Below are 23,767 nucleotides of genomic sequence, written 5' to 3'. Positions count from 1 at the left end.
AAATCCATGCACAGTATCACCCATATTACAGGCATCAGTAAGGATCACTGCATGCCTGTCAGATCAAATATGTGCAACCGTATGAGCTCAAACCAACCTGGCAGACTTTTATTCAGAATGATGTAATTTCAGGCTGATGTCACTGAAATGAAATATCGTTCAGATATAAAAAGATAAAGCCAGGACATAGCCTGGCTTTATAAAATATGGTGGGGATGAAGAGACTCGAACTCTTACGCTTTGTGGGCGCTGCGACCTGAACACAGTGCGTCTACCAATTCCGCCACATCCCCGGTCATGTGTAATAATTCAACTGTTAAAGCTAAACTCTAACAATCAAGCAGGTTACACACCTGCTTAAATATGGTGGGGATGAAGAGACTCGAACTCTTACGCTTTGTGGGCGCTGCGACCTGAACACAGTGCGTCTACCAATTCCGCCACATCCCCGGTCAGTGTAATAATCTAAATAAATTTTTAAGTCTTAAAAGACAAGTAAGTTACACGCTTACTTATGATGGTGGGGACGGAGAGACTCGAACTCTCACACCTCGCGGCGCTGGAACCTAAATCCAGTGCGTCTACCAATTTCGCCACGTCCCCATCAGGGTACTAACCTAAGTCAGATTTTTTTAAAACTGGCAGAGGATCAAGGATTCGAACCTTGACGAACGGTTTTGGAGACCGTCATGCTACCATTACACCAATCCTCTGTTACCTTATCTTCAAATACATTTGAAGAATCAGTGGTGGGGACGGAGAGACTCGAACTCTCACACCTCGCGGCGCTGGAACCTAAATCCAGTGCGTCTACCAATTTCGCCACGTCCCCGATGGCTGTGTATATTATAGAGATCACTTAATCATGACAAGCCCTTTTTATTAAAAATCCACTTGTTTGTTTAAATAAGAAACAAAACCCGCTTTTCTGTATTTTTCTTAAACGTTTTCAAGCATTAAGCTGTATTTAATCTGTTCAAAACATAAAAATCTGTGATCTTTTTTCTTTGAAAGCATTTTTTTAATAATCTCTGAATAGGCTTGAAATTGCACAGGAAGTTCAACCTTGAGTGTCTGACAGTGCAAAACAGCCCATTCCTGATAGTTTTTTGCACTTAGCCTTTGCTGTGTCAGCCATTCAAGCAGGATAACTCCTAAAGCATAAATTTCACTCTGCACACTTTTAACGTCACCATGAAAGAGTTCGGGTGCCATATACCGGGGAGTTGCCGTCAGTTTCTGAGATTGCTGTTTAAGTTGAGGGATGATCTGTTCAAAATCGATCAATGCATTTTTTCCAGCATAATGAACAAAATGTTCTGCTTTTAAATCTGCATGCAGATAGCCCCATTTATACAAACCATCCAGCAGTTCAAGCACACTCAGAATCTGGAAGTGAATTTCACTGGCATTGAGCTTTTCAGGATGCAGGTCAAAAACTGGAACAGCATGAGGTAAAATCAGAACGCCAGGATAATAATGCTCCTGATCCCTCTGAAATAATGCATCGCCCCACTCCATCTGGCTGAAAGGCAGTGAAAAGTCTCCACCAACCCCTATCTGCGGATAGAAGTCCATTTCACGCAGAAAACCCTGCTCCACATCTTTATGTGTATTTCTGATCTGTGCCTTAAGCCAGTACTGTTGCTCATCAAAACTGAATGTATAGAGCCGCCGACCAAACATCTGGCTGCGTGGCTTGGTGACCAGTTTCAGATCCAGTGATGTGATCTGCTCCTGGCTAAACTGAAATATGCTCGGCTTTGACATGTTCAGCTTTATTTTGCTGGTAATTTAAAAGCTCAAGACAGTGCTGAATGGTTTTCCCAACCCTGGCATGTGTTTCAATGGCTGATATTTTTGGCCAGGTTGCACGTTCGCCTTCACGTTGCAGCAATTTAAACAGAAATGGTCGCGGGTTCTGAAGCATATAACCATAATGTTTAAAACTGTAATTACCGACGATATTCAGATCACCATAATATCGCTGGTCTACAATGCCATAGCCATGATCCATTAACCTGCGCAGAGCATTGACGTTGCCCATTCTCTGCCGCGTAAAGTCCATTACCCCTTTGGAAATAACTTTCCCCTGCCTTCTAGCGATCCTTTCAGGCCAGCTGAGCATGTCGCTTCTGTAACGCTGCTCATCGGTCTGCATAAAAGGAACGATATGAGGATTGACCTGGCTTGCGATGGTGTAGTTGATATTGTACAGTCTCGCCATTTTTTCCTGAGGGAAGTCACTGCGTACGCTTCCATCCACCCATCGCGTTGTTGCCATATAAGGTGTCTGCTCACCGTCATAACGCTTACTGGTGAGTCTGACCGGTGGAAACAGGACAGGCACTGCACATGAAGCCAGTACAGCACTCCATACCAGTAAATCAGGAGAAGTATAGGCATTCATAATCCGTGCATCCTGAGATGCATCATAAGGTGCCACGGCGACATTGATATGCAGACCCGAAGTTTTGAATGCCTCAGCAAAAGTGACATCTCCCAGGTTTTCCACCAGAAATTTTTTCAGATAGCGAACATCTGCGATACCGCCATCACCTTTCAGAATCTGTCCTATTTTCCTGAAATGAAATGCTTCACTGAAAAAATTCTCACCACTCAGAATCCCAGTCACATCTGAGGGTTTCGAAACACCCAGCATGGCGGTCATGATCGCACCCGCACTGGAACCCGAAAGAACCTTAGGCATCAGATCCTGTTCCATGAGTGCTTTACAGACCCCTGTATGAAACAGCCCCAGTGTTGCCCCACCTGAAAACATAATGGCTGGCTGACCATAAGCTGTTCTGCACTGCTCAAAAAAATCCAGTTTTTCCTGCGCAGAAAGTGACTGGCATTCATTGGATGCCACAAAAGCAAGACTCTTACTGACTTCATCAATATAGTCTTCAATAATTTTTTTTGTTCCCACATAGGTGGCAGTAAACAGCAATGGATGTGCAATATTGGCAATATCGTAAGTCAGACCTTCCCGCAATATATACATCAGATCACGGGTACGTTCGGACGTTCTGTAACGCCTGAGCAGGTTTAGACGGTGTGAAATAATTTCTGCATCAAAATAAGCTGAACTGTTGTCCAATTTCCATTCCTGAGCACCCGACTCTTCATCTATTTTGAGTGCTGTGGATTTCCATTCTTCATACGACTCAGCACGTTCAAGCTGACGCTTCAGTTTCTTTATACGGTATGCCTGATGTGGATTCATATCCTGGGTCAAATCTTTGAACAGCATAAGCACATCTTCCTTATTACATAAATTTTTTATACGCAGTACAGGTCTAAAGAAACTTTTAAACTATGCAGAAAACTTTATCTGTCTTTCAATTGCAAAAGCAATGAATATATTGGCAAATACTGACTGAGTGGTATAGAGTTCTATGTCAGCACAAAACAGAACCAACATTTTGCAATCATAAGCTGAACATCATGGCCAATATAGATTTACCTGATAACATTCTGCAATCTCTCTCCACTGTACTACAACAGCTACAGCAAAGTCTCCCAGCCGTCCGACAGGAGACAGATTTTTCTGCTGTTGCCTATAAATGGCAGAATAAACAGTTAATCCCTATTTTAAATCCTAAGGATATTTTCCTTGATGATTTAAGGGGTATTGAACGGCAGAAAGAAAAAGTCATACAGAATACCTTACAGTTCCTGAAAGGCTTACCTGCAAATGACGTACTGCTGACAGGCTCACGCGGTACAGGAAAATCCTCCATTGTCCGTGCTTTACTCACAAAATATGCAAAAGACGGTCTGCGTCTGATTGAAATTGAACGTGATGATCTTTCTGAACTTCCTGAAATTCAGAAACAGATTGCGCATCGTCCTGAAAAATTCATTGTTTACTGTGACGATCTTGCTTTCAATGCCGAAGATGAAAATTACCGCAGTCTGAAAAGCGTGCTGGATGGTTCACTACAGTCAGGTTCAAGCAATTTTATTATCTATGCGACCAGTAACCGACGCCATCTGTTACCTGAGTTCATGCACGAAAACACACCCGTCACCAAAGTTGATGTTCCTCAGTACAAAGAACTGCATCCTCAGGAAGCGATTGAGGAAAAAATTTCGCTTTCAGACCGTTTTGGTCTGTGGCTGTCTTTCTATCCAATGGATCAGCAGCTTTACCTGGAAATTGTGGAAAGCTATCTGAATAAATCTGACATGCCTATGACAGATGAAGCTCGCGCTGAAGCATTAAGATGGTGTCAGTCCCGTGGTCAGCGTTCTGGACGGGCAGCTTATCAGTTCTCTAAACACTGGGTCGGATCACAGCAACTGAATCAACTCTAAGCCTCATTCCAAACAGAGTAAAAGACAGTCTTTTTCTTTTACTCTGATGATCAAAGCTCAGAACTGAACATTTCCAATACAGTTCTGAGCTTTTATTTTCCTGTATCAAAACCACCAATAATATATAAAGTATTGGCATCAATCACTTTTTTATCTTTATCCAGATACTTCTGCTGCATGACACCATCTGTTTCTGAAAAAGCATAATCATCGTCATTCAGTACAGCCAGATGATGTTCATCAATGACCCACAGACCTTCAACTTTATCGTGTGGATAATGCAGCTTCTCTATAAGATCAACCACCAGTGTTTTTGCTACAGGAACAATGCCGACATCCTGAAGCCCTTGCCATCCCCTCTGAAGAACGAACTGCTCCAGAGTTAAACCATCTATCAGTAAGCCTGTTTTTTCATCCTGTTCAAACTGATCACTGTTTTCGATCTGCTCCAGATCGGTTACGTCAGTCAGATCAATTTTATAGACCCGTTTAAATGCCTTTGGATTATCCATATAAAAATCATCGTCCCGCTCAGCAACAAGAAACTGCTGCTGATTTAATGCAACAATCGCGGTACAGGAATAGACCTGATCTCCTCCCTCCTGTCGGTACAGATACTGGGACACCGCTTTTGTTTCCAGATCAATCATCATTATACGAACAAGGTCAGACTTTGTAACAGAAGGATCTGGATTACTCATCGCAGACTGCATAATACCCACCAGTTTTTTCTGATCGGGCGTTATGGTCAACCCCTCCATTCCTCTGTTCTGACGACGGTTAGCATATTCCAGTGGCAATAAATATCCAGACTTTCTGCGCTCATCATGCTCATAAGCATTGATCCGATCAATCTCCACACCGGATGCATCAAAGTGAACAATATGAGGACCATATTCATCACTTACCCAGAAGGTTCCATCCTGTAGTGCCACCAGTCCTTCCGAATCCAGTCCGAATTCATTTGTACCTTTTTCAAGGACTTTGCCATGCTGGTCATAAGCGATTTCTTTGGTTGCACCAAAATGCTGATTGGGCAATCCTGTAATGGGTTCACCATCCGGATTTTTCAGTAAAATTTCTTTTAGTTTGCTGATCGTTCCATCTGAGTTCAGCTGAAACAATCCAATTTTTGGCGTGTAATCAGGTTTCAGGAAAATTTTTCCTTTATCGCCGTTCACATCGTATGTCGTATTGGGACCACGGTCGGTCAGCGCGTAAAACTGATGCTTTTCTGTTGGATGTGGCGATATTTCCGAACCGAATCCTCCACAGTGGATCTCAATAAAATGCCCTTCTTTTGCGCCATCTGGAATGTCATGAATATCCAGTATGTCATAAGGAAGCTGAACGCCCCGAGAAAATTTCTGATAAACAGTACTGCTCAGTATTTCTGATTTATTTGACATTTTATTCTCTCATTCAGACTTTTTTAGTTTTCTGATATCACTCTGCATTGCAGATAAATATCCATTTCCAGTTTACATACTGAATCAATCTAACATGTAAACACCTCTGAAGACAGAATCCCTTTTTCCGTATTTTTATGCTTATAATCCCTCCAGGATTTACTTTCATAATGTTGATATAAAGATGTATACAGGAATTGTTTCAGGAACTGAACGTATTCATTCCATCACTCATGGCAATGGTTACGACACTATTTTCATCACGAATCAGCATGGCTTTATGGACGATGTTTTTACAGGTGCAAGCGTTGCTGTTGATGGAACCTGTCTGACGGTTACACAGATTCTCAAAGACAAAAATCTGGTCGCTTTTGATGTCGCAGATCAGACTAAAAAACTGACTACATTAGGACATCTGAATCCCGATCAGATGGTCAATATTGAGCGTTCTTTCAAAATGGGACATGAAAACGGTGGTCATAATATTTATGGGCACATTGAAGGAACTGCACAGATCAGCGCACTGGAGCATATTGGTGAAACACTGCACCTGGACATCCAGATTCCCTCAGAAAAAATGAAATATTTTTTCCTTAAAGGTTTTATTGGTTTGCATGGATGCAGCCTGACCATCAACCATGTCGATAAACAGCGTAATGAAATATCCGTGGATTTAATCCCTGAAACCTTACGCCTGACCAATTTTAAAAATGTTAAACAGGGTGATCTGCTGAATTTTGAAATTGATCAGACCACACGGACACTTGTAGATACCATTGAAGGTATTTACCAGAACCGACTAACTGAGCAATAAAAACAGCAAATAAAAAAAGAGGCAGAAGCCTCTTTTTTATTTCACACAGACTGTTCTGACAATCACTCAGGTTTTGTCAGTTCAGTCATAGGCCAGCGCGGGGTTGTAGTCACAGACAAACCATCCTGCTGCCCCGCTTTTAAGCGCTGATAACCTGCAAATGCAATCATTGCACCGTTATCTGTACAGAGTGCAGGTTCCGCATAATAAACTGTGGCTTTAATTTTCGCCAGATCCGCTTCCAGACGCTCACGCAGGCGTTTATTTGCACTCACGCCACCTGCGATCACAAGACGTTTCAAACCTGTCTGCTTCAGTGCCTTGACCGATTTTTTGACCAGAGTCTCAACCAGTGCTTCCTGGAAAGATGCAGCGATATCGGCTTCATAGTTTTCTGGTGCTATATTTTCATTTTCAAGTTTTTTCAACTGAACGGAAACAGCAGTTTTCAGTCCGCTGAATGAAAAATCCAGTCCCACATGCAACATTGGACGAGGAAAAGCGAAGGCTTCACAGTTGCCCTTATCTGCTAGTTTAGAAATATTCGGTCCACCTGGATAAGGCAGTCCCATCATTTTTGCAACTTTATCAAAAGCTTCACCTGCAGCATCATCAATCGACTCGCCCAGAATTTCATATTCACCAATACTGTGTGCAGCCATGAGCTGTGTATGTCCACCTGACACCAGTAAAGCGACAAACGGAAATTCCGGTGGTGTTTCTGATAAAAGCGGTGCCAGCATATGACCTTCCATATGATGCACACCAATAGCGGGTTTATTTAACGCAAATGCCAGTGTACGGCCAAACAGCGCACCTGTCATCAGTGCTCCCATTAAACCTGGACCACGTGTATAGGCAATCGCATCAATTTCTGACTTTTTAACCTGACTTTCTTCAAGCAACTGATTAATCAAAGGAATCATTTTCCTGACATGATCCCGCGAAGCCAGTTCAGGCACCACACCGCCATATTCTGCATGAAGTTTTATCTGACTGTATAACACCTGTCCTCTTAAGCCGACTTCACTGTCATAAAGTGCCAGACCTGTTTCATCACAAGAAGTTTCCAAGCCAAGAACGATCATTAAACTGCCTTTTACCCGTTTCAAATTATTGCTGAGGCTATTATAGACTTGTGATATGAGATGTAAATGAGTAAAATACTGCACTTCACTTGTGATCAAAGGCAATTCAGCCCAGATCTTATCCATAACTTATGAGGATTCTTCATGCCACAAGTTAAATTGAAAGAAGGCGAACCAGTTGACGTAGCTATCCGTCGTTTCAAACGTTCATGCGAAAAGGCAGGTGTTCTTGCTGACGTTCGTAAACGTGAATTCTACGAAAAACCTACTCAGGAACGTAAACGTAAAAAAGCTGCAGCTGTTAAACGCTACCAGAAGAAACTGGCTCGCGAATCAGTACGTACAACTCGCCTTTACTAAGATTAATTTGTGATTGATTGACTACCGGACAATATAAATGACTACTTTAAAAAACCAGATTACAGACATTCTGAAAGCCGCTATGCGTGCTAAAGAAATGGATAAGTTGACGGTAATTCGTGGTCTCCAGGCAGCAATCAAGCAAATCGAAGTCGATGAACGCATAGAGCTTGACGATAATCAGGTTCTTGCGGTCATTGAAAAGCAAATCAAACAACGTAAAGAATCGGTCAAAGCCTTTGAAGGTGCTGGCCGGGAAGATTTAGCTGGTAAGGAACAAGCTGAAATTGAAGTTTTATCTCAATTTCTACCAGAAGCTATGACTGAGGAAGAGCTTGATTCCATCATTGCACAGACAATTACTGCGCAAGAAGCTACCAGCATGAAAGATATGGGTAAGGTGATGAACTCTCTGCGTCCGCTCATAGCCGGACGCGCCGATCCTGCTCAGGTTTCTGCTAAAATTAAAGCGAAACTTTCTTAATATAAAGTTTATTTTTCAGATCACATCTTTAGCGTTGAACTGCCTTTCATAAAAGACAGTTCAAACCTGTTCATTATTTTAAATCACATTTCACGTTGTATTTTTTCAGCATCTGCATTTCTTTAGATGTTTCCACCTGCTGAATAACATCCTGCTTTGTCAATCCACTGTACTGTTTATCCAGAAAAGCTCTGTTTTCATCAGCAGCCTGATAAAGCCCATCAACATATTTTCGTACAATTCCACAGAACTGTTCCTGCTGAACCTGGCTGAACCCTTTCTGATACGGATCAAGACCATTAAAAAATGCACGGGTTTCTTGCCTGTAAGTATCCTTAATTGCTTCCACAGACTGAACATACTGCTCAATACTGCCTGCATGAACACTCTGATAAACCGCAAAACTTCCCGCAAATAAAATGAATAACAGCTTTTTTCTCATGGACAATTTCATTTGATCTTTAAAATTATAGCGCCACAACATTGTAGCATTGAAAAATCACAGCACATATCCATCAGCCTTCCACTTTCATAAATACTGGTCTGTATTGTATAAACGCCTGCTCAACCGGAGCAGGAATATGCCCTTGTGTTACTGTCCCGAGTCTAAGCCGAACGATATCAGGCAGATCCACCCGATATGAATAAATTGGACTTCCACATTCCTGACAGAATACACGTGCTTTATTGGGACTATGAAAATATTCTTTCAGATATTTTATACCACGTACAATTTCAAATTTATTTTTATCTACAGGGCTGTTCCAGCCACACATTGTTCCCTGCGCCCGCTGACAGTGCTGACAGTAGCACAGAATGGTTTTTTCAAGTTCGGCATGATAAATATAACTGACTGAGCCACAAAGACATTGTCCTTCTATCACTTTACTCTCCTTATTTTTATGACAGAAAAGGGAGTGCTGAACAACCAATCATCTTTTGTTATATTTTCAGCTGTCGCTCATTCTGCATTTCTGTTAATCGTACTTTTACCTGCGATGATACAACATCATCATTTTTTGCCAGTCTTTGTGCATGCAATAAAGATTTAATCGCACTTTCTTCATTACCCGACCAGTACTCCGCCTCCGCACGATAGCGCAAGACATTGACCGCTCTTAGTGAAGACTGCTTCTCCAGGTTTGCTGCCTGCTGCATCAACCGCCAGGCACTGATATCCCTGGAATTTCTATCCACAAATCGCTGAACAATATTTTTCGCAGCCTGAGGTTCACCACGTCGAATATAGACTTCAGCCAGCTTCAAATTCAAAGCTCTGTTTTCCGGCATGATCTGTGCATTTGAAACCACTGTTTTTAATGCATCATCAAGCTTATTCTGACCTAAATATATGTCAGTTTGAGTCAAGGTCAATAGATTATGTGAATTATTTTTTATTTTTGCCTGATCCAGTGCCTGCTGAGCAAGCACATAATCACCCTGACGGACATAGAATACTGCCAATCCCAGCAATGCAGCAAAGTCCCCTCGGTCTGCAAGTATTTTCAGTTGCTGTTCAGACATCTGGGAAGAAATGACTTTTGAATACATCTTCAGCACTTCAAACCCTTCGTCCCTTAAGCTGGATTTGACCTGTGGCAGCTGATTTGCCCTTAGACGTGCTTCACTCATACGCTCTGTGGTCAAAGGATGGGTATACCAGAAGTCTGGTAGAAAACTGACCCGACTGGTCGCTCTGTTCATCACCTCAAAAAAATCAGCCATACTCTGCGGGTTGTATCCTGCCGCATACATATACTGCATGCCTATACGGTCAGCTTCCCGCTCCTGATTCCTGCTGTAGGACAACTGCTTATCAAGCAGTGCCGCCTGAGACCCCAGCATCACCGCTGCACCCGCATCTCCGTCTGCCTGTGAAGCAACCAGTGCACCCACCAGAATACCCGCAAGCGCAAGCAAACCCTGCCCCTTAAATGCTTCCTGTGATCGACTGTAATGACGTTGTGATACATGGGCAATCTCATGCGCCATTACCCCTGCCACTTCGTCCATATTTCTGGCTGAAATCAGAAGCCCCGTATTCAGTGCAAATAGACCACCAGGAACAGCAAAAGCATTGATCTGAGGATCGTTGATGACCACCAGTCCAACTGGCTGACCAAGCTGAGTCTGACTTAATATATGAGAGAAAATCCCTGAAAGCTGATCTTCAAGCCAGGGATTCTGAATAACCGGCATCTGCTTCTGAACTTCACGAAAAACCTTTTCACCAATCAAGCGTTCTTTCTGCTGATCCAGTAAACCAATTCCACTGCCAATTTCAGGTACATTGAACTGCGGTGATACAGTATATGCCTCAGATCGAGCCTGGCTCATGATTGTAATGATGCTCAGACTGCATGCAAAAATAAGCCTTTTCAAATCTGTTTTCCAGCAGTGAGTGGTTCAGTCATATCGAATATACCACTGAAAAAAGGAGAAATTTGCAATGATGTGTTATCAATTATGATTAAATAAAGGATTAACCGTCGCTTCAGCCAAAGTCCCATCCAGCACTGAAACAAGGTTATCATAAGCAAGTTGCGCCATCTTTTTACGGGTTTCTGCTGTAGCTGAACCTATATGTGGCAATGTCACGACATTTGGCAAGTCAAACAGTTCAGATTCCTGCAATGGCTCCCTTGCATACACATCCAGCCCAGCTGCAAATATCTGTTCTGTTTTCAGAGCCTGAACAAGCGCATTTTCATCAACGACCGAACCTCGGGCGATATTAACAAAAACAGCATGCGGCTGCATAAGCGTAAACTCATCTTTCCCAATCAGTGCTTTGGAGTCAGTATTCAGGTCAACTGCTACTACAATGAAATCAGACTTTTTCAGCAACTCCAACAATGTACAGTACTGGGCATTGAATACCTGAGCCGACTCAGGCTTTTCATGTCTGTTGTGATACAGAATATTCATGCCAAATCCATAGTGCCCACGCTTTGCAATCGCCGCACCAATATTCCCCAGACCAATAATTCCCAATGTTTTCGCATGGATATCCTGTCCGAACTGCGCAGCCGCAACTGTACGCTTCCATTGCCCACCTTTGGTCCACCGATCAAGCTCAGGCACCCGTCGTGCCGCACTCAACATCAGGGTAAATGCCAGATCTGCTGTCGTCTCAGTCAGTACGTGAGGGGTATTACACAACCATATTTTCTTACTATTGAGATAATTCAGATCGTAATTGTCATATCCGACACTGACACTGGAAATCACTTTTAAACGTTCAGCCGTATGCAGATTGGTTTCATTCAGCAAACGCCCTGCTCCAATCATTCCATCCGCATTTTCAACCAGTTTTAAAATCTGCTGATTCACATCACCCTGTCTGGGATCAACCACCGCGACTTCATATTTCTGCTCGAGCTGAGTTAATATTTCCTGATCCAGCTGACTGAAAACAACCACTTTTTTATCCATGACTCATCCATGATCTGATACTGATTTCTGCATAAACTGCCATAACCGTTTTTTCAGTAACGGACGTTCCAGCATACTCTGCAGATCCGCCAGCTGAATTACTTTCGATGCAGAACAATGCGGAATTTCTCCAAGCGAAAGTAGATTTTTATCTGAAGATACTGCATCCAGGAAACCCTGGACATAACTGGCAACCCCACGGCCATCCTGAATTTCCACCAGAGGAAATGGCCATTTCAACTCATAAAACTGGGCACTGCATGCATTCTGAATATTTACCCATAAATGCTGTTCAGCCTGAGAAAGCACAGTTGCATTCAATACCACCGCACAATGCTCCAGACTGATCGCCTGAAGGCAAAACGGAGGAATATGAACAGGTTCAGCTGTAGAAATAACCCGTGGCAGATTTTCCTGTACAGCAGTATCTGACTTAGGCGTCAAAACCACATCAGGCTTTTCTGTTTCACGTGATTTTACAACTGATTCAGGAATGTCTGAATGACCAGGTTCAGGTAAAGAAACCTGAGGAAATTCAACCATCCGATCAACAGCAACAGGTTCGGACTGATCACGCCAAAGACTGAATTCCGGCATTTGCTGACATGCATTTTCCCGTGGAATCCATACATCTATTCCAAGGTTTGCAAGTATTTCACGCGTTTGCCCTATCATCATTCTTTCATCACAATCTATTCAAAGAATATTCTAACGGTATAAAGAACTTTTGCCGAGCTTAATTCATACATTCGCTCAGGCTTCATTCAATATGCATTAACCTTATACGATCATAATGCTGTTTTTCTTCTGCATCTGCTCCACAATATCATCGCTTTCAAAGCCCAGCCGCCAGTACAGCAACTCAAGTACATCCAGCTCATCCTGCGTAATGATACGGTCATTCCATAAACATATTTCAGCAATCCCCAGTATGCTCAAACGGTCACGCAACAGTAAGCCTGCCATATCATTCAGTATTTCCGAAAGATCAATTGGCTCATCAGAAATTTCTTCATATATTTCCAGCTCCTCAACACTCAGAACCCGCTTAAGAATCAGTTCACGGACTTCCAGCTGGTTTGCCGAGTTGATCTGCTGGACATGCAGTAAAGCATCTATAAGACGTACAATCTGAGGCTTAACCTCATCCAGCGCAGTCGGTGTATGTAACGGCAGCAGATGTAGCTCTGCTTTTACCCGCTCGAGCAATAATGCATCAAGCAATCCAATCTCACCATCTTCCTGGATAATTCGGGCAAGTTTAGTCAGAAACTGCCTGGCGATCGTAGCGGGCATTCCACCAATATTTTTACAGGCTTCATGAAAGATTGAAATATGGACACGACCATCCATATTCAGCAAAGAGTCAACAATTGCACGACTGACTTCTGCCTCAGGCGGGATAAACTCCCGATACTGACGAATCATCAGAATAGCAACCATGACCTCCCGTGATCCTGTAGCTGTCTGTAATGCACGCTGGATCAGTTCGGGACGCTGCATATTCCCCCTGACTTCAGAATTCAGTGGTTTGATCGCATCATTGATTGCAAAACTGATCGGAGAAAGCCGCAGTAAAGGCAATGGCTGTGGCGAACTCCACGGATAATGATATTCGCTGTTCACTTCTTCCAGTGAGCGAAAAAGACTGAACAATGGTTGATTACGGAGTTTTTTCAGATTTTCCAGCTGAAGATCCTGAACCAGCGCCGGATTCAGCTCAAAGATGCGCCGTTCAATACTCGGATGAATATTCATCCAGCTTTGCGGGCTTAAAGAGTTCGCAAAACACATATGAGAAATGGATTCTGAGTACTCACTGTGAATCTGAGAACCCGCATGGTGTACATATATTCGCAACAAAGTCTGAATATTGGCATTGTTCTGAATCAGACGACGGGTTTTCAGGTCATTTTTAAAAGTTCGCCCACCGAGTGTCAGATATTTAATAAAACGGGTAATCAATATCCCAAGGCTTCCAATCAGCCAGATTACCCCACCAACTGCTACAAATGATGTCGCAAACTTATGTTCCTGATTCTGTCCATGTTTATTGAAACCCAGTTTGGAAATTTTACTGCCCCACTGACTGAAAGTGGTCAAACCACTGTACAGAATTTTTAATCGGGTATTTTCAGTCGTCTCACCACTTAATATCTGATTGAATTCATGACTGAGTAAACCATAAAGTTCCTGCTCATCCAGGTTCTGCAAAGCCCCCCAGGTCAGAATAATCACAATATCCTTTGGATAAAAACCGGCTGTCAGCGCATTGACACCCACTTCATCTGGCAGAACATAAACAGCAGGCGTATCAATCAGAAAAGTTTCAGCCAGATATTCAGTAATTTTCAGAGCCGCGCTTTCTTCAGGTGTGCTCTCAATCAGACTTAAACGTCTGGCTCTGAGCTGTTTTGCCAAAGAATGCCCACCTGAGCGAAACACATAAAACTCTATCAGTACGGAAGCACCCATAACAAAAAGCAGGAGTGCGATTAGATAAGGACTGAGCGCATGCCACAAAATAGATTGTGTCTGATCAACATAAAAGACAAGCAAGCCCAATAAGGTATTCAATATAAATACCGAAAGTATGACTGCAAGCAGACAGATACTCGCAGACCAAAGCATATTTTTGTTTTTAATAAATGAATAGCGCATTTGTCTAAATGTAATATCCCTGACTTACATTGTATTTCATGTCCCTGCCATCATAAATGAAAAAAGCGGGAATTACCCGCTTTTCACATTGAATCGAAGATGTTTATTACTCTTCTTTCAGACCGGTCAGGTCCACTGATGATGCATCAATATTGACATCAATATAACCATCTTTTTTCTTTTTAGCAGATTCACTTCGACTCTGCTCCAAAGCTTCAAGATACTGCTCATCAATATCACCTGTCACATACTGACCATCAAATACAGAACAGTCAAACTCAGCAACTTCAGGTACTTTACTTGTACGTACCGCATTTTTAAGGTCTTCCAGATCCTGGAAAATCAAACGGTCAGCACCGATAATTTCACGGATTTCTTCAACACTGCGATGAGAAGCAATCAGCTCAGCCTTTGCAGGCATATCAATACCGTATACGTTCGGATATTTCACCATTGGCGCAGCGGAAGCAAAAAATACTTTTTTCGCACCAGCATCACGTGCCATCTGAATAATTTCATTACATGTTGTACCACGGACAATGGAGTCATCCACAAGCAGTACATTTTTACCTTTAAATTCAAGCTCAACAGGGTTCAGCTTCTGGCGTACTGATTTTTTACGCTGTTGCTGACCCGGCATGATGAATGTACGTCCGATATAACGGTTTTTCATAAAACCTTCACGAAATTTCACACCCAGAATACCTGCAAGCTCAACAGCTGAAGTACGACTGGTATCCGGAATTGGAATCACAACATCAATATCATGATCTTCACCCCAGTCTTTCAGTATTTTATTTGCCAGTTTTTCACCCATTTTCAGACGGGCTTTATACACTGAAATTCCATCAATCGTCGCATCTGGACGGGCAAAATAAACATACTCAAAAATACATGGATTGTATTGAGGAGCAGCAGCGCACTGCTGTGAAAACAGCTCACCATTTGAGTTGATAAAAATCGCTTCGCCAGGTTTAATGTCACGCTCAACTTTAAAGCCCAGTGCTGTAATCGCTACAGATTCTGAAGCAATAATATATTCAGTACCAGCTTCAGTTTCACGGGAGCCGTAAATCAAAGGACGAATACCGTTCGGGTCACGGAATCCCACCAGACCATGTCCGGTAATCATCGTAACAACACCGTAAGCACCTTTACAACGCTCATGTACACGACTCACAACATGAAAAACGTCTTCCGGCATTGGCTCAAGCTTGCCACGCTTCTGCAGCTCATGTGCAAAGACGTTCAGCAGCACTTCTGTATCTGAATCCGTATTCATATGACGTAAATCTGTTTTAAACAGATCATCATGAATTTCTTCAGCGTTTGTCAGGTTACCGTTATGTGCCAGGGTAATACCATAAGGAGAGTTCACATAAAACGGCTGTGCTTCAGCACTGCTTGAAGAACCTGCTGTAGGATAACGCACATGACCTATACCGAAATTTCCAAGCAGAGCACGCATATGACGCGTATGAAAAACATCACGCACCATACCGTTGTCTTTACGAAGAAACAAACGCCCATTATGGCAAGTCACTATCCCAGCTGCATCCTGTCCACGATGCTGCAACATCGTTAACGCATCAAACAACATTTGGTTAACAGGTGATTTACCAGCTATACCAACTACTCCACACATAGCAACCTCGCAAACAAGCTAGGATTAATAAAAAGGATTATTTGTTGATTCATCTGCATGCTTTCGATTTTTCTGCACGGCGTCAGATGAAGGTTCAACAGAAGGCTGTGCATCTGTCGAGCGAATATGATCAAGTGCTTCATGAGCTGCATCTTTAGACAGCTCACTCGCCAATGGCGCATAAGGCAGCAGCGTCTGAACTGCTTTTGAGTTTTTCCAGTGCGGAGAACTTTCCACAAATGGACCAATGCCCTGCATACCAATCAGAACCACCATCAACCCTTTGAGTGTGCCAAATGCACCTCCCGCCAGACGGTTTAAAGGGCCGAGTTTCAATGTCTTTAATATACTGCTCAGTAATGCTGTTACCAACCAGGTCAGCACAACAATAATCAGAACAATAAATGCAAATGCTGCAATTTTCTGTACCACAGGATCTTCACTGAGTGTGACCATCAGAGGAGCCATTGCTGTAGCGTATTTTGCAGCAACTATCAGTGCAAAAATCCATCCTACAAGATTGGCAAAGGCTTTCACAAATCCATGTCTCAAGCCGTTCAACCCTCCGATCAGCAATAATATCAGTATGAAGATATCAAGGGCGTTCATGTCGCAAATGCATCTACGCAGTCTTTTACAAGAGTCGGCCCTGTATATATGAGGCCACTGTAGATCTGTACAAGGTCAGCACCTGCTTTTTGTTTTGCAGCAGCCTGATCACCTGACAGAATCCCGCCAACACCGATCAAAGGTATTTCACCTTTTAATTCAGCAGAAAATGCTGCAAGACATGCGGTACTTTTTTCAAATACCGGCGCACCCGAAAGACCACCCGCTTCATTGCCATGTTTCAGGTTTTCCACACCTTCACGGGACAGTGTCGTATTGGTAACAATCAGACCATCGATTTTAAACTCAATCAGCTGAGCTGAGATAAACTGAATATCTTCTGCTGTCAGGTCAGGCGCAACCTTGAGAACCAGAGGAACATAATGCTGAAACTCTTCAGCCAGTTCCAGCTGACGCTTTTTCAGGGTCTGCAATAACTCAGTCAGCGCATCACCACTTTGCAGGCTACGCAGATTTTTAGTATTTGGTGAGGAAATATTGACTGTAATATAAGAAGCGTAGTTATAAACTTTTTCAAGACAGATCAGATAGTCAGAAACTGCATCTTCAACCGCTGTATCCGCATTTTTACCGATGTTGATCCCCAGTACACCCTTAAATTTTGCAGCTTTTACATTTTCAATCAGCTGATCAACACCGTCATTGTTAAAACCCATACGATTGATGATCGCTTTGGCTTCAGGTAAACGGAAAAGGCGTGGATGAGGGTTTCCAGCCTGTGGACGCGGGGTAATGGTACCAATTTCAATAAAACCGAAACCCAGACCTGAAAGTGCATCAATATATGCACCATTTTTATCAAGTCCTGCTGCCAGTCCTACCGGATTTGGAAATTCAATTCCCATACAGGTGACAGGCTTAGGTTCAACATTCTGTCGCATCATACCCATTTTATGGGCAGATTTCAGCATGGACAATGTCAGCTCATGTGCACGCTCTGGTGCTAAACTAAACAACAAAGGGCGAGCAAGAGAATACAACATATCTGGAAAAGTCTACTGCTTTTTAAGTCGCCACATTATAGGCATAGCCCACACAAAACACCATGCCTGAAACAGGATAATTTCCTGACTTTATTGTACAGTCGCCGTTAATTTAATCTGACCGGCTTCAGAAATTAATTCCATTTTTTCTATACTTAAGCCCATCTGCGCCAGCTGAGTTAAAAAAACAGCCAGTACTGAGTAATTCTGATGTGTCACCACCAGCTGGATCTGATCGCCCTGCTGCTGAGATGCTACAGACAATCCCTGCTGTTGCGCTATACGCTGCACCTTATCTGAAGCACTTAATTCAAGATCTGTAGCCGGTTTCATGGTAACTGCATTACTCTGCATCCACACCACGGTATCCTTCAGCTCACGAACTCTGTCCTGTTGCTTTTCTGCAGCTGTATACATTGCCCAGATGGCTGAGCCCACACCTGCCACCACAACAAAAATACAGGTGAATATGACAAGCAGGCGTTCACGCGTGGATAAGCTATCCAGATAATCGCTTATTTTTTCAGACCAGCTACCCAGCTGCTGCTGTAATTTATCAGTTGCTTCCATTACTGTATTTTCACCAATCCTATAACACCCGCACCATCAGGCTGAATATTTCCAAGCTCAACCTTAAATCCTTGCTGATTCAACTGCTGTGTCAGATTCTGAAGAACTGTCGATGAACCTGCTTTCAGCTCCATACTGAGCATGGATGCGTCATAATTCACTCTTTGAGCCACAATCTGATTCTGCATCAGAACCGGACCTATTCTACTGAGTAACTGCAAAGCCTGAGTATTTGCAGCCTTACTTTTCTCAAGTTGCGCCTTAAACTGACTTTTAATATTCTGCTCAGTCACAGGATAATTCTGCCCAAACCAGTATTTAAACTGATCAGTTGCCTGTAGCGCAGTCTGATCTGCAACTTTTTTCAGCTTAAACCATCGCACAGCATCATAACTGAACTGTACTGCCAGTACGCTCAACAGAACAACAGCACAGGCTTTCCAGTAACCTGAAACGCCACCCTCACGCGTTGCTTTAGGCAGAAAATTAAAAGGATGATTTTTACTTTTTTTCAGCGCAGTAAATTCATACTGAAAACTTTCGAGTAATTCCTGTGTCGCTGCTGCTTCAACTGTACTCAGCTGTTCATCTGTAAAGCCTGAAATTCGGTATTTTTTTGATTTCGGCTGGTAATCCAGAAACAAGGAAAGGTCATCTATGGAATTACCCAGAAATTCATTTTCACGAACCAGCAGACGACCGTTTATATTGACAATAACTGTTTCATCCTGCGCAGGAACTGGCAGTATAAGAAAATCAGGCAATAACGAAACAATTTTAACAGGGATCAGATTCAGCGCATGCTGCATCGTTTCAACTGCACCCTTTGAGACACCGAGCACAGTTAACTGATCAGGGCTCTGAAAGTGATTCAGCACTTTCATTGCATCCATAGGAAAAATTACAAATTCCTCCAACAGATATTTAACGCCATCCGCGCCCAGCTGTTTATACTGCACTTTAGGCAACTGCTGTTGCAGAATCTGCAAATTTCGGGATGGAAAAAACACGACCGCTTCTTCCCCATGGTAGCCCTGGATATCCTGAATCAGCTGTTCAAGCGATACAGCCTGATTCCAGTGCTCTCCAACAGACCAGTGCCAGGCCCCGCTTGTCTCTGGCATCCATAAATGCAACATTGTTATTCTTCTGCCATTTTAAAAATTGAAAATTAAGATTCTGGTATAAATGCAGTGGTTTTTACAGACAGACCAGGTGCAATAACAGCCTGCTCATACAGTCGTGCTTCTGCCAGTGCAAAAGGATGGAAAGATTCTTCAATCAGTACAGATTCCATATATGCCACAACATTCATATGACATACAACCACAACTGACTCATACGGCAAATAAGACAGCCATTCCACTGCAACCCGCCCATCATCATCTGGTTTCACCGCATTGCAGACAACCACAGGAACATCAGGAAAATTTTTCTGAATATAACTTAAGGTTTCCTGTGCCCGTAAAAGTGGGCTGACAACAAATACATCTGGCTGAATTCTGTTTTTTAAAAACTCAGCTGTTTCAGCAGCCTGCAAATGTCCACGCTCTGTCAGCGGACGCTTGATATCATTACCGTCTACAGGCGGAACAGCCTCACCATGACGAACCAGTGTCAGTTGCATAAAATTTCCTTATCCGTTTTACAGCCATAATAAACAGGCTTTATGACAGTTCAGATTCTTTAAACCATCATAAATGATCAATATTTTATAAATCAGACAGCATGATGAGGAAGTACAAACTCCACATCACTGCGATGCCCGTTTTTCATCAGAGAAACTGCAATGGACATGGGTGGCGCACCATCAAAAATCACATCATATAAGGCACAGGTGATTGGCATGTATACATCCAGATCCGCTGAGCGTTTCTTTACCTGAACAATGGTGTTGATCCCTTCAGCAGTCTGCCCCAGCTCTTTAGTCGCCTGCTCCAGACTTTTACCTTTGCCTAAAGCATATCCAACCTGATAATTACGGCTTAATGGACTGTTACAGGTTGCAAAAAGATCACCCACTCCCGACAACCCCAGGAAAGTCAGAGGATTCGCACCAAGTTTGACAGCAAAACGACTCATTTCAGCCAATGCCCGAGTCAGAATCATACTTTTTGTATTTTCACCCACATTATAAGCAGCAGCCATTCCCATCGCGACAGCATAAATATTTTTCAGCGCACCGCCCAGTTCCACACCATGAACATCATCACTGCCAAATACACGAAACAATGCACTGTGCAGTGCCTGTTGTACCGCATAACGAACCAGCTCAGAATCACTGGCAATCACTGTACCTGCTGGTTGACCAGCTACAATTTCTTTTGCCAGATTTGGACCCGACAGCACTCCATAAGGAACTTCAGGCAATTCTGCACGGATGATGTCACTCATAAAACTGAAGGTTTCCGCTTCAATACCTTTAGTCAGGGAAACAACAGCCTGAGATGTAATGAACGGTTTTATCTGTTTCAGAACATCGCGGAAAGAATGACTCGGAATCGCAACCAGAATAATATCCCGGTTACATACAGCAGTTTCAATATCAGAAACCGCTTTCAGTGCAGGTTCCAGTGGAAAATCCGGTAAATAGCGTTTGTTGATATGCGTCTGATTGATTTCATTTGCCGTTTTTTCATCACGGATCCAGATCATAGTATCGCAACCATTTCTAACAGCAGTATTAGCCATCGCTGTTCCGAAACTGCCACCACCCACTACAGTAACTCTTAAAGCTGTTTTCTCATTGACAGCAACAGGCTCGACCAGATCTGAAAACTTTAACTCTGACATTATTTTTATATCCCAATCACAAATTTAAAAACTATTTCTTCCAGTCTGATACATAATCCTGGATATTGATTTCACCACGTGGAGGAATTGCTTTCGCCGCAGTACCGACATAAATAATGCCAGAAACAAGATCCTTTTCCTCAAGCCCCAGTGCTTTCTTAAACAATCCAGACTCCACAACAGCCCCACTGCGCCACATCGTTGCAAATCCCTGAGCCTGTAATGCCAGCAGAAAATTCTGTACAGCAGCACCTGTACTTAAAGTCTGTTCAAAATCAGGAACTTTTGCATGCTCCTGAAATTTAGTCATTACCACCACCAGCATAGGCGCGCGAAATGGATGCTGCTTTACTCTTTCAAGCTGTGCAGCCTCAGTTTCACCTAAGTCTGCCATCGCTTCAGATAACAGACTACCAAAAGCTTCCCGCTGATCTCCGGCAATTACAACAAATCTGGTTGGCTTTAAACGATGGTGATCCGGTGCTGTTAATGCAGCATGAAACGCAAGCTCCAGCTGTTCAACATCAGGTGCAGGTTCAATCAGATGACCAACCGACTGACGATGGTGAATATTTTGAAGTACTGTATCTACTGCTGTATCCGTCATTGACTTGTAAATTTTAAAATTCCAGTTGAGTGCAAGATTAGCATACTCATGAAACTGAACTCTATTACTATTTACAGGCACAACATCCCCCATAACAGGCATTTCACACTCAGCAACCATGAACCACTAAAAAACCTGCATACGATGAATTACCAGAAAGCTCACCCTGCACATGTAATGTCACTCTCAACTCTGATGATCTTCACAAAGTGACAATACAAAACTGCATTTTGCATACACCGCCTACCAGGTTAAACTGAAAAAATATGTTTAATTAAATTAAATACATCCTCAACAGGAATACTATGAAAAAATTATTATCTCTGACCGCAGTTTTAACCACTGCCTTAGTTTTGACTGCCTGTGCATCAAATCCAACCAGCTCTCTGGCGATCCAGAAAGAAAACAATCAGTTTGAAGTTACAGGGGTAGGCAAAAGCAATCTGATTGCAAAAAACAATGCAGTTGAAGCTGCCAATAAAACCTGCGGTAACAAAGCAACAGCTGTAATTACTGATGAAAAAACTGAATACAATGGTGCACTGAAAGGCGTGGTTGATGAAAAAACCGGACAGATGATTCAGGCTGCAGCAGGTGTACTTGGTTCAATTACCGGCAAAAGCACAGGCTTAAACAGTGATGAAGACTATCAGACCGTTCTGAACTTTTACTGCAAAGCAAAATAAAAACTGCCTGATACAAAAAAAGCCCTTTCAAAAGGGCTTTTTACTTCAGATCAAATATCAGCAATAACCATCCAGACGGGTCAATGGTAATTTTTGTCCGATTGCTTTTTCAATTTCTGGCAGATAAAAAGCATCATCCTCTGAAAGGAAACTGATACTGACTCCACGAGTTCCTGCACGACCAGTACGACCAATACGGTGTACATAATCATCGGACTGCTCTGGCAAAGTAAAGTTCACGACATGTGAAACACCATCCACATGAATACCACGACCAGCCACATCCGTTGCGATCATAATATTGTGCTGACCATTTTTGAACTGATCAAGCATTTTCAGGCGTTTGTCCTGAGCGATTTCACCCGAAAGCATAACAACCTTATAACCATCTCTTTTCAGATGATCATAGAGCTTACGCACCTGATCACGACGGTTGGCAAAGATCATCACTTTTTCAATCGGTTCATCACGTAAAATATCACGCAATAGTCTGTATTTATCTGAACCCGCTACCATATAAACCCGCTGCTCTACGTCAGCATTAGTTTTTTTCTCAGGTTCAATTTCCACCGTAACCGGTTCAAACAGCCATTGCTGTGCAAGATTCAGTACGTCATAGCTGAACGTTGCAGAAAACATCAGTGTCTGTCGCTGTTCTTTTCTTGGAGAGAAACGGACAATACGCTTAACCGATGGAATGAATCCCATATCCAGTAAACGGTCTGCTTCATCAATAACCAGAAATTCGATACGATCCAGCCAGACTTCTTTCTGCTCAACAAAGTCAATCAGTCGACCAGGGGTTGCAACCATAATATCGACGAATTTTTTATCCAGCTGAGCTTTCTGTTTATCGAAGTCAACACCACCCAGTAAAGTGACCAGATGTAGATCTGTAAATTTTGTCAGATCCTTTGCATCACTTTCAATCTGTAATGCAAGCTCCCTTGTTGGCGCAAGAATCAAAGCCCGAGGTTCTCCCCTGAAGCGTTGATCTGTAATGGGATTATTCAAAAGATCATTAATGACACTGACAAGGAATGCAGCTGTTTTTCCTGTACCTGTCTGCGCACGACCAATTGCATCATGTCCAGCCAGAGTAAATTTCAAAACCTTCTGCTGAATCGGAGTCATTTCCTTGAAACCGAGAGCATCAATAGCCTGTTTCAGTTTCGGGTGTAAATTTAAGGTTTCAAAACCAGATGACATAAAAATGTGCTCTAACTTAAATCATCACAAAAAGATGCGCCATTATAAACGAAAAACGCCCCAATATACA

24 protein-coding genes and 5 tRNA genes are annotated in these 23,767 nt (G+C 42.7%); 5 read left to right on the top strand and 24 right to left on the bottom strand.

The window, feature by feature from the left end; translation table 11 throughout:
- Positions 1–207: 207 nt before the first annotated feature.
- From CDG61_RS07505 to CDG61_RS07475, 7 genes are all read right to left on the bottom strand, one after another.
- Positions 208–293, bottom strand: a tRNA-Leu gene (locus CDG61_RS07505).
- Positions 294–364: 71 nt separating this feature from the next.
- Positions 365–450: transfer RNA gene (locus CDG61_RS07500), tRNA-Leu, on the bottom strand.
- Positions 451–518: 68 nt separating this feature from the next.
- Positions 519–603: transfer RNA gene (locus CDG61_RS07495), tRNA-Leu, on the bottom strand.
- Between the two features lie 36 nt (positions 604–639).
- Positions 640–713: transfer RNA gene (locus CDG61_RS07490), tRNA-Trp, on the bottom strand.
- A gap of 34 nt (positions 714–747) precedes the next feature.
- Positions 748–832 (bottom strand) — tRNA-Leu (locus CDG61_RS07485).
- 107 nt (positions 833–939) lie between these two features.
- Entirely contained in the window at positions 940–1,770 is an 831-nt protein-coding gene (locus tag CDG61_RS07480) for a protein kinase domain-containing protein (RefSeq protein ID WP_087550236.1), read from the bottom strand.
- Entirely contained in the window at positions 1,742–3,256 is a 1,515-nt protein-coding gene (locus CDG61_RS07475) for a DUF3336 domain-containing protein (protein WP_087550237.1), read from the bottom strand. Before CDG61_RS07475 ends, CDG61_RS07480 begins: the two co-directional genes overlap by 29 nt.
- A 194-nt stretch (positions 3,257–3,450) precedes the next feature.
- Here CDG61_RS07475 and CDG61_RS07470 point away from each other — a divergent pair, with 194 nt between their 5' ends.
- Complete coding sequence (locus tag CDG61_RS07470) at positions 3,451–4,323, top strand: ATP-binding protein (protein ID WP_087550238.1); 873 nt, start codon at positions 3,451–3,453, stop codon at positions 4,321–4,323.
- Positions 4,324–4,415: 92 nt separating this feature from the next.
- On the opposite strand, the gene CDG61_RS07465 is transcribed toward CDG61_RS07470, so the two are convergent.
- Positions 4,416–5,732 (bottom strand): esterase-like activity of phytase family protein, encoded by a 1,317-nt coding sequence (locus tag CDG61_RS07465; RefSeq protein WP_087550239.1) that lies wholly within the window; start codon positions 5,730–5,732, stop codon positions 4,416–4,418.
- Positions 5,733–5,916: 184 nt separating this feature from the next.
- Between CDG61_RS07465 and CDG61_RS07460 the strand changes: the two genes are divergently transcribed.
- On the top strand, positions 5,917–6,546 hold the full coding sequence (locus tag CDG61_RS07460; protein WP_087550240.1) for a riboflavin synthase subunit alpha: 630 nt from the start codon (positions 5,917–5,919) through the stop codon (positions 6,544–6,546).
- Between the two features lie 62 nt (positions 6,547–6,608).
- Here the strand turns inward: CDG61_RS07460 and tsaD are convergent, their stop codons facing one another.
- Positions 6,609–7,634, bottom strand: a complete 1,026-nt coding sequence (tsaD, locus tag CDG61_RS07455) for a tRNA (adenosine(37)-N6)-threonylcarbamoyltransferase complex transferase subunit TsaD (RefSeq protein WP_087550241.1) — start codon at positions 7,632–7,634, stop codon at positions 6,609–6,611.
- Positions 7,635–7,778: 144 nt separating this feature from the next.
- On the opposite strand from tsaD, the gene rpsU reads away from it, so the two are divergent.
- Both rpsU and CDG61_RS07445 read left to right on the top strand, forming a co-directional pair.
- A complete protein-coding gene (gene rpsU / locus CDG61_RS07450) occupies positions 7,779–7,994 on the top strand; it encodes a 30S ribosomal protein S21 (RefSeq protein WP_001136722.1) in 216 nt (71 codons plus the stop codon).
- 37 nt (positions 7,995–8,031) lie between these two features.
- Positions 8,032–8,478: a GatB/YqeY domain-containing protein gene (locus tag CDG61_RS07445; RefSeq protein ID WP_087550242.1), complete on the top strand. Its 447-nt coding sequence runs from the start codon at positions 8,032–8,034 to the stop codon at positions 8,476–8,478.
- Between the two features lie 73 nt (positions 8,479–8,551).
- Here the strand turns inward: CDG61_RS07445 and CDG61_RS07440 are convergent, their stop codons facing one another.
- From CDG61_RS07440 to CDG61_RS07375, 14 genes are all read right to left on the bottom strand, one after another.
- Entirely contained in the window at positions 8,552–8,920 is a 369-nt protein-coding gene (locus CDG61_RS07440; protein ID WP_171405582.1) for a hypothetical protein, read from the bottom strand.
- A 73-nt stretch (positions 8,921–8,993) separates the two neighbouring features.
- The gene (locus tag CDG61_RS07435) at positions 8,994–9,362 is read right to left on the bottom strand and encodes a GFA family protein (protein WP_087511580.1); all 369 of its coding nucleotides are present in this window, start codon (positions 9,360–9,362) and stop codon (positions 8,994–8,996) included.
- Between the two features lie 58 nt (positions 9,363–9,420).
- The gene (locus tag CDG61_RS07430; RefSeq protein ID WP_416240701.1) at positions 9,421–10,860 is read right to left on the bottom strand and encodes a M48 family metalloprotease; all 1,440 of its coding nucleotides are present in this window, start codon (positions 10,858–10,860) and stop codon (positions 9,421–9,423) included.
- 78 nt (positions 10,861–10,938) lie between these two features.
- Positions 10,939–11,913, bottom strand: a complete 975-nt coding sequence (locus tag CDG61_RS07425; RefSeq protein WP_087550244.1) for a 2-hydroxyacid dehydrogenase — start codon at positions 11,911–11,913, stop codon at positions 10,939–10,941.
- Between the two features lie 3 nt (positions 11,914–11,916).
- Positions 11,917–12,591, bottom strand: a complete 675-nt coding sequence (locus CDG61_RS07420) for a hypothetical protein (protein ID WP_416240700.1) — start codon at positions 12,589–12,591, stop codon at positions 11,917–11,919.
- A 102-nt stretch (positions 12,592–12,693) separates the two neighbouring features.
- Entirely contained in the window at positions 12,694–14,574 is a 1,881-nt protein-coding gene (locus tag CDG61_RS07415; RefSeq protein ID WP_171405581.1) for a M48 family metalloprotease, read from the bottom strand.
- Positions 14,575–14,680: 106 nt separating this feature from the next.
- Positions 14,681–16,219, bottom strand: coding sequence for an amidophosphoribosyltransferase (gene purF, locus CDG61_RS07410; protein ID WP_087511576.1), 1,539 nt, complete (start codon positions 16,217–16,219; stop codon positions 14,681–14,683).
- A 24-nt stretch (positions 16,220–16,243) separates the two neighbouring features.
- Positions 16,244–16,828: a CvpA family protein gene (locus CDG61_RS07405; RefSeq protein ID WP_087550245.1), complete on the bottom strand. Its 585-nt coding sequence runs from the start codon at positions 16,826–16,828 to the stop codon at positions 16,244–16,246.
- Positions 16,825–17,832, bottom strand: a complete 1,008-nt coding sequence (locus tag CDG61_RS07400) for a quinone-dependent dihydroorotate dehydrogenase (protein ID WP_087550246.1) — start codon at positions 17,830–17,832, stop codon at positions 16,825–16,827. The genes CDG61_RS07405 and CDG61_RS07400 overlap by 4 nt, the downstream gene beginning before the upstream one ends.
- A 90-nt stretch (positions 17,833–17,922) precedes the next feature.
- Positions 17,923–18,402 carry a type II secretion system protein GspM gene (gene gspM, locus CDG61_RS07395; RefSeq protein ID WP_087550247.1) on the bottom strand — a complete coding sequence of 160 codons (480 nt, stop codon included), beginning with the start codon at positions 18,400–18,402 and terminating at the stop codon, positions 17,923–17,925.
- A complete protein-coding gene (gspL, locus tag CDG61_RS07390) occupies positions 18,402–19,541 on the bottom strand; it encodes a type II secretion system protein GspL (protein WP_087550248.1) in 1,140 nt (379 codons plus the stop codon). Before gspL ends, gspM begins: the two co-directional genes overlap by 1 nt.
- 32 nt (positions 19,542–19,573) lie before the next feature.
- Entirely contained in the window at positions 19,574–20,029 is a 456-nt protein-coding gene (locus tag CDG61_RS07385; RefSeq protein ID WP_087511571.1) for a phosphoglycerate mutase family protein, read from the bottom strand.
- A 92-nt stretch (positions 20,030–20,121) separates the two neighbouring features.
- A complete protein-coding gene (locus CDG61_RS07380; protein WP_087550249.1) occupies positions 20,122–21,195 on the bottom strand; it encodes an NAD(P)H-dependent glycerol-3-phosphate dehydrogenase in 1,074 nt (357 codons plus the stop codon).
- A gap of 31 nt (positions 21,196–21,226) precedes the next feature.
- Positions 21,227–21,802, bottom strand: coding sequence for a nitroreductase (locus CDG61_RS07375; protein ID WP_087550367.1), 576 nt, complete (start codon positions 21,800–21,802; stop codon positions 21,227–21,229).
- Between the two features lie 305 nt (positions 21,803–22,107).
- Here CDG61_RS07375 and CDG61_RS07370 point away from each other — a divergent pair, with 305 nt between their 5' ends.
- Complete coding sequence (locus CDG61_RS07370; RefSeq protein WP_087511569.1) at positions 22,108–22,488, top strand: hypothetical protein; 381 nt, start codon at positions 22,108–22,110, stop codon at positions 22,486–22,488.
- 57 nt (positions 22,489–22,545) lie between these two features.
- Here the strand turns inward: CDG61_RS07370 and rhlB are convergent, their stop codons facing one another.
- Positions 22,546–23,697: an ATP-dependent RNA helicase RhlB gene (gene rhlB / locus CDG61_RS07365; protein ID WP_087511568.1), complete on the bottom strand. Its 1,152-nt coding sequence runs from the start codon at positions 23,695–23,697 to the stop codon at positions 22,546–22,548.
- Positions 23,698–23,767: the final 70 nt, after the last annotated feature.

The sequence above is a fragment of the Acinetobacter sp. WCHAc010052 genome (genome assembly GCF_002165295.2).
GTDB classification, from domain to species: domain Bacteria; phylum Pseudomonadota; class Gammaproteobacteria; order Pseudomonadales; family Moraxellaceae; genus Acinetobacter; species Acinetobacter chinensis.
This window is presented reverse-complemented; position numbering and strand designations above follow the sequence as displayed.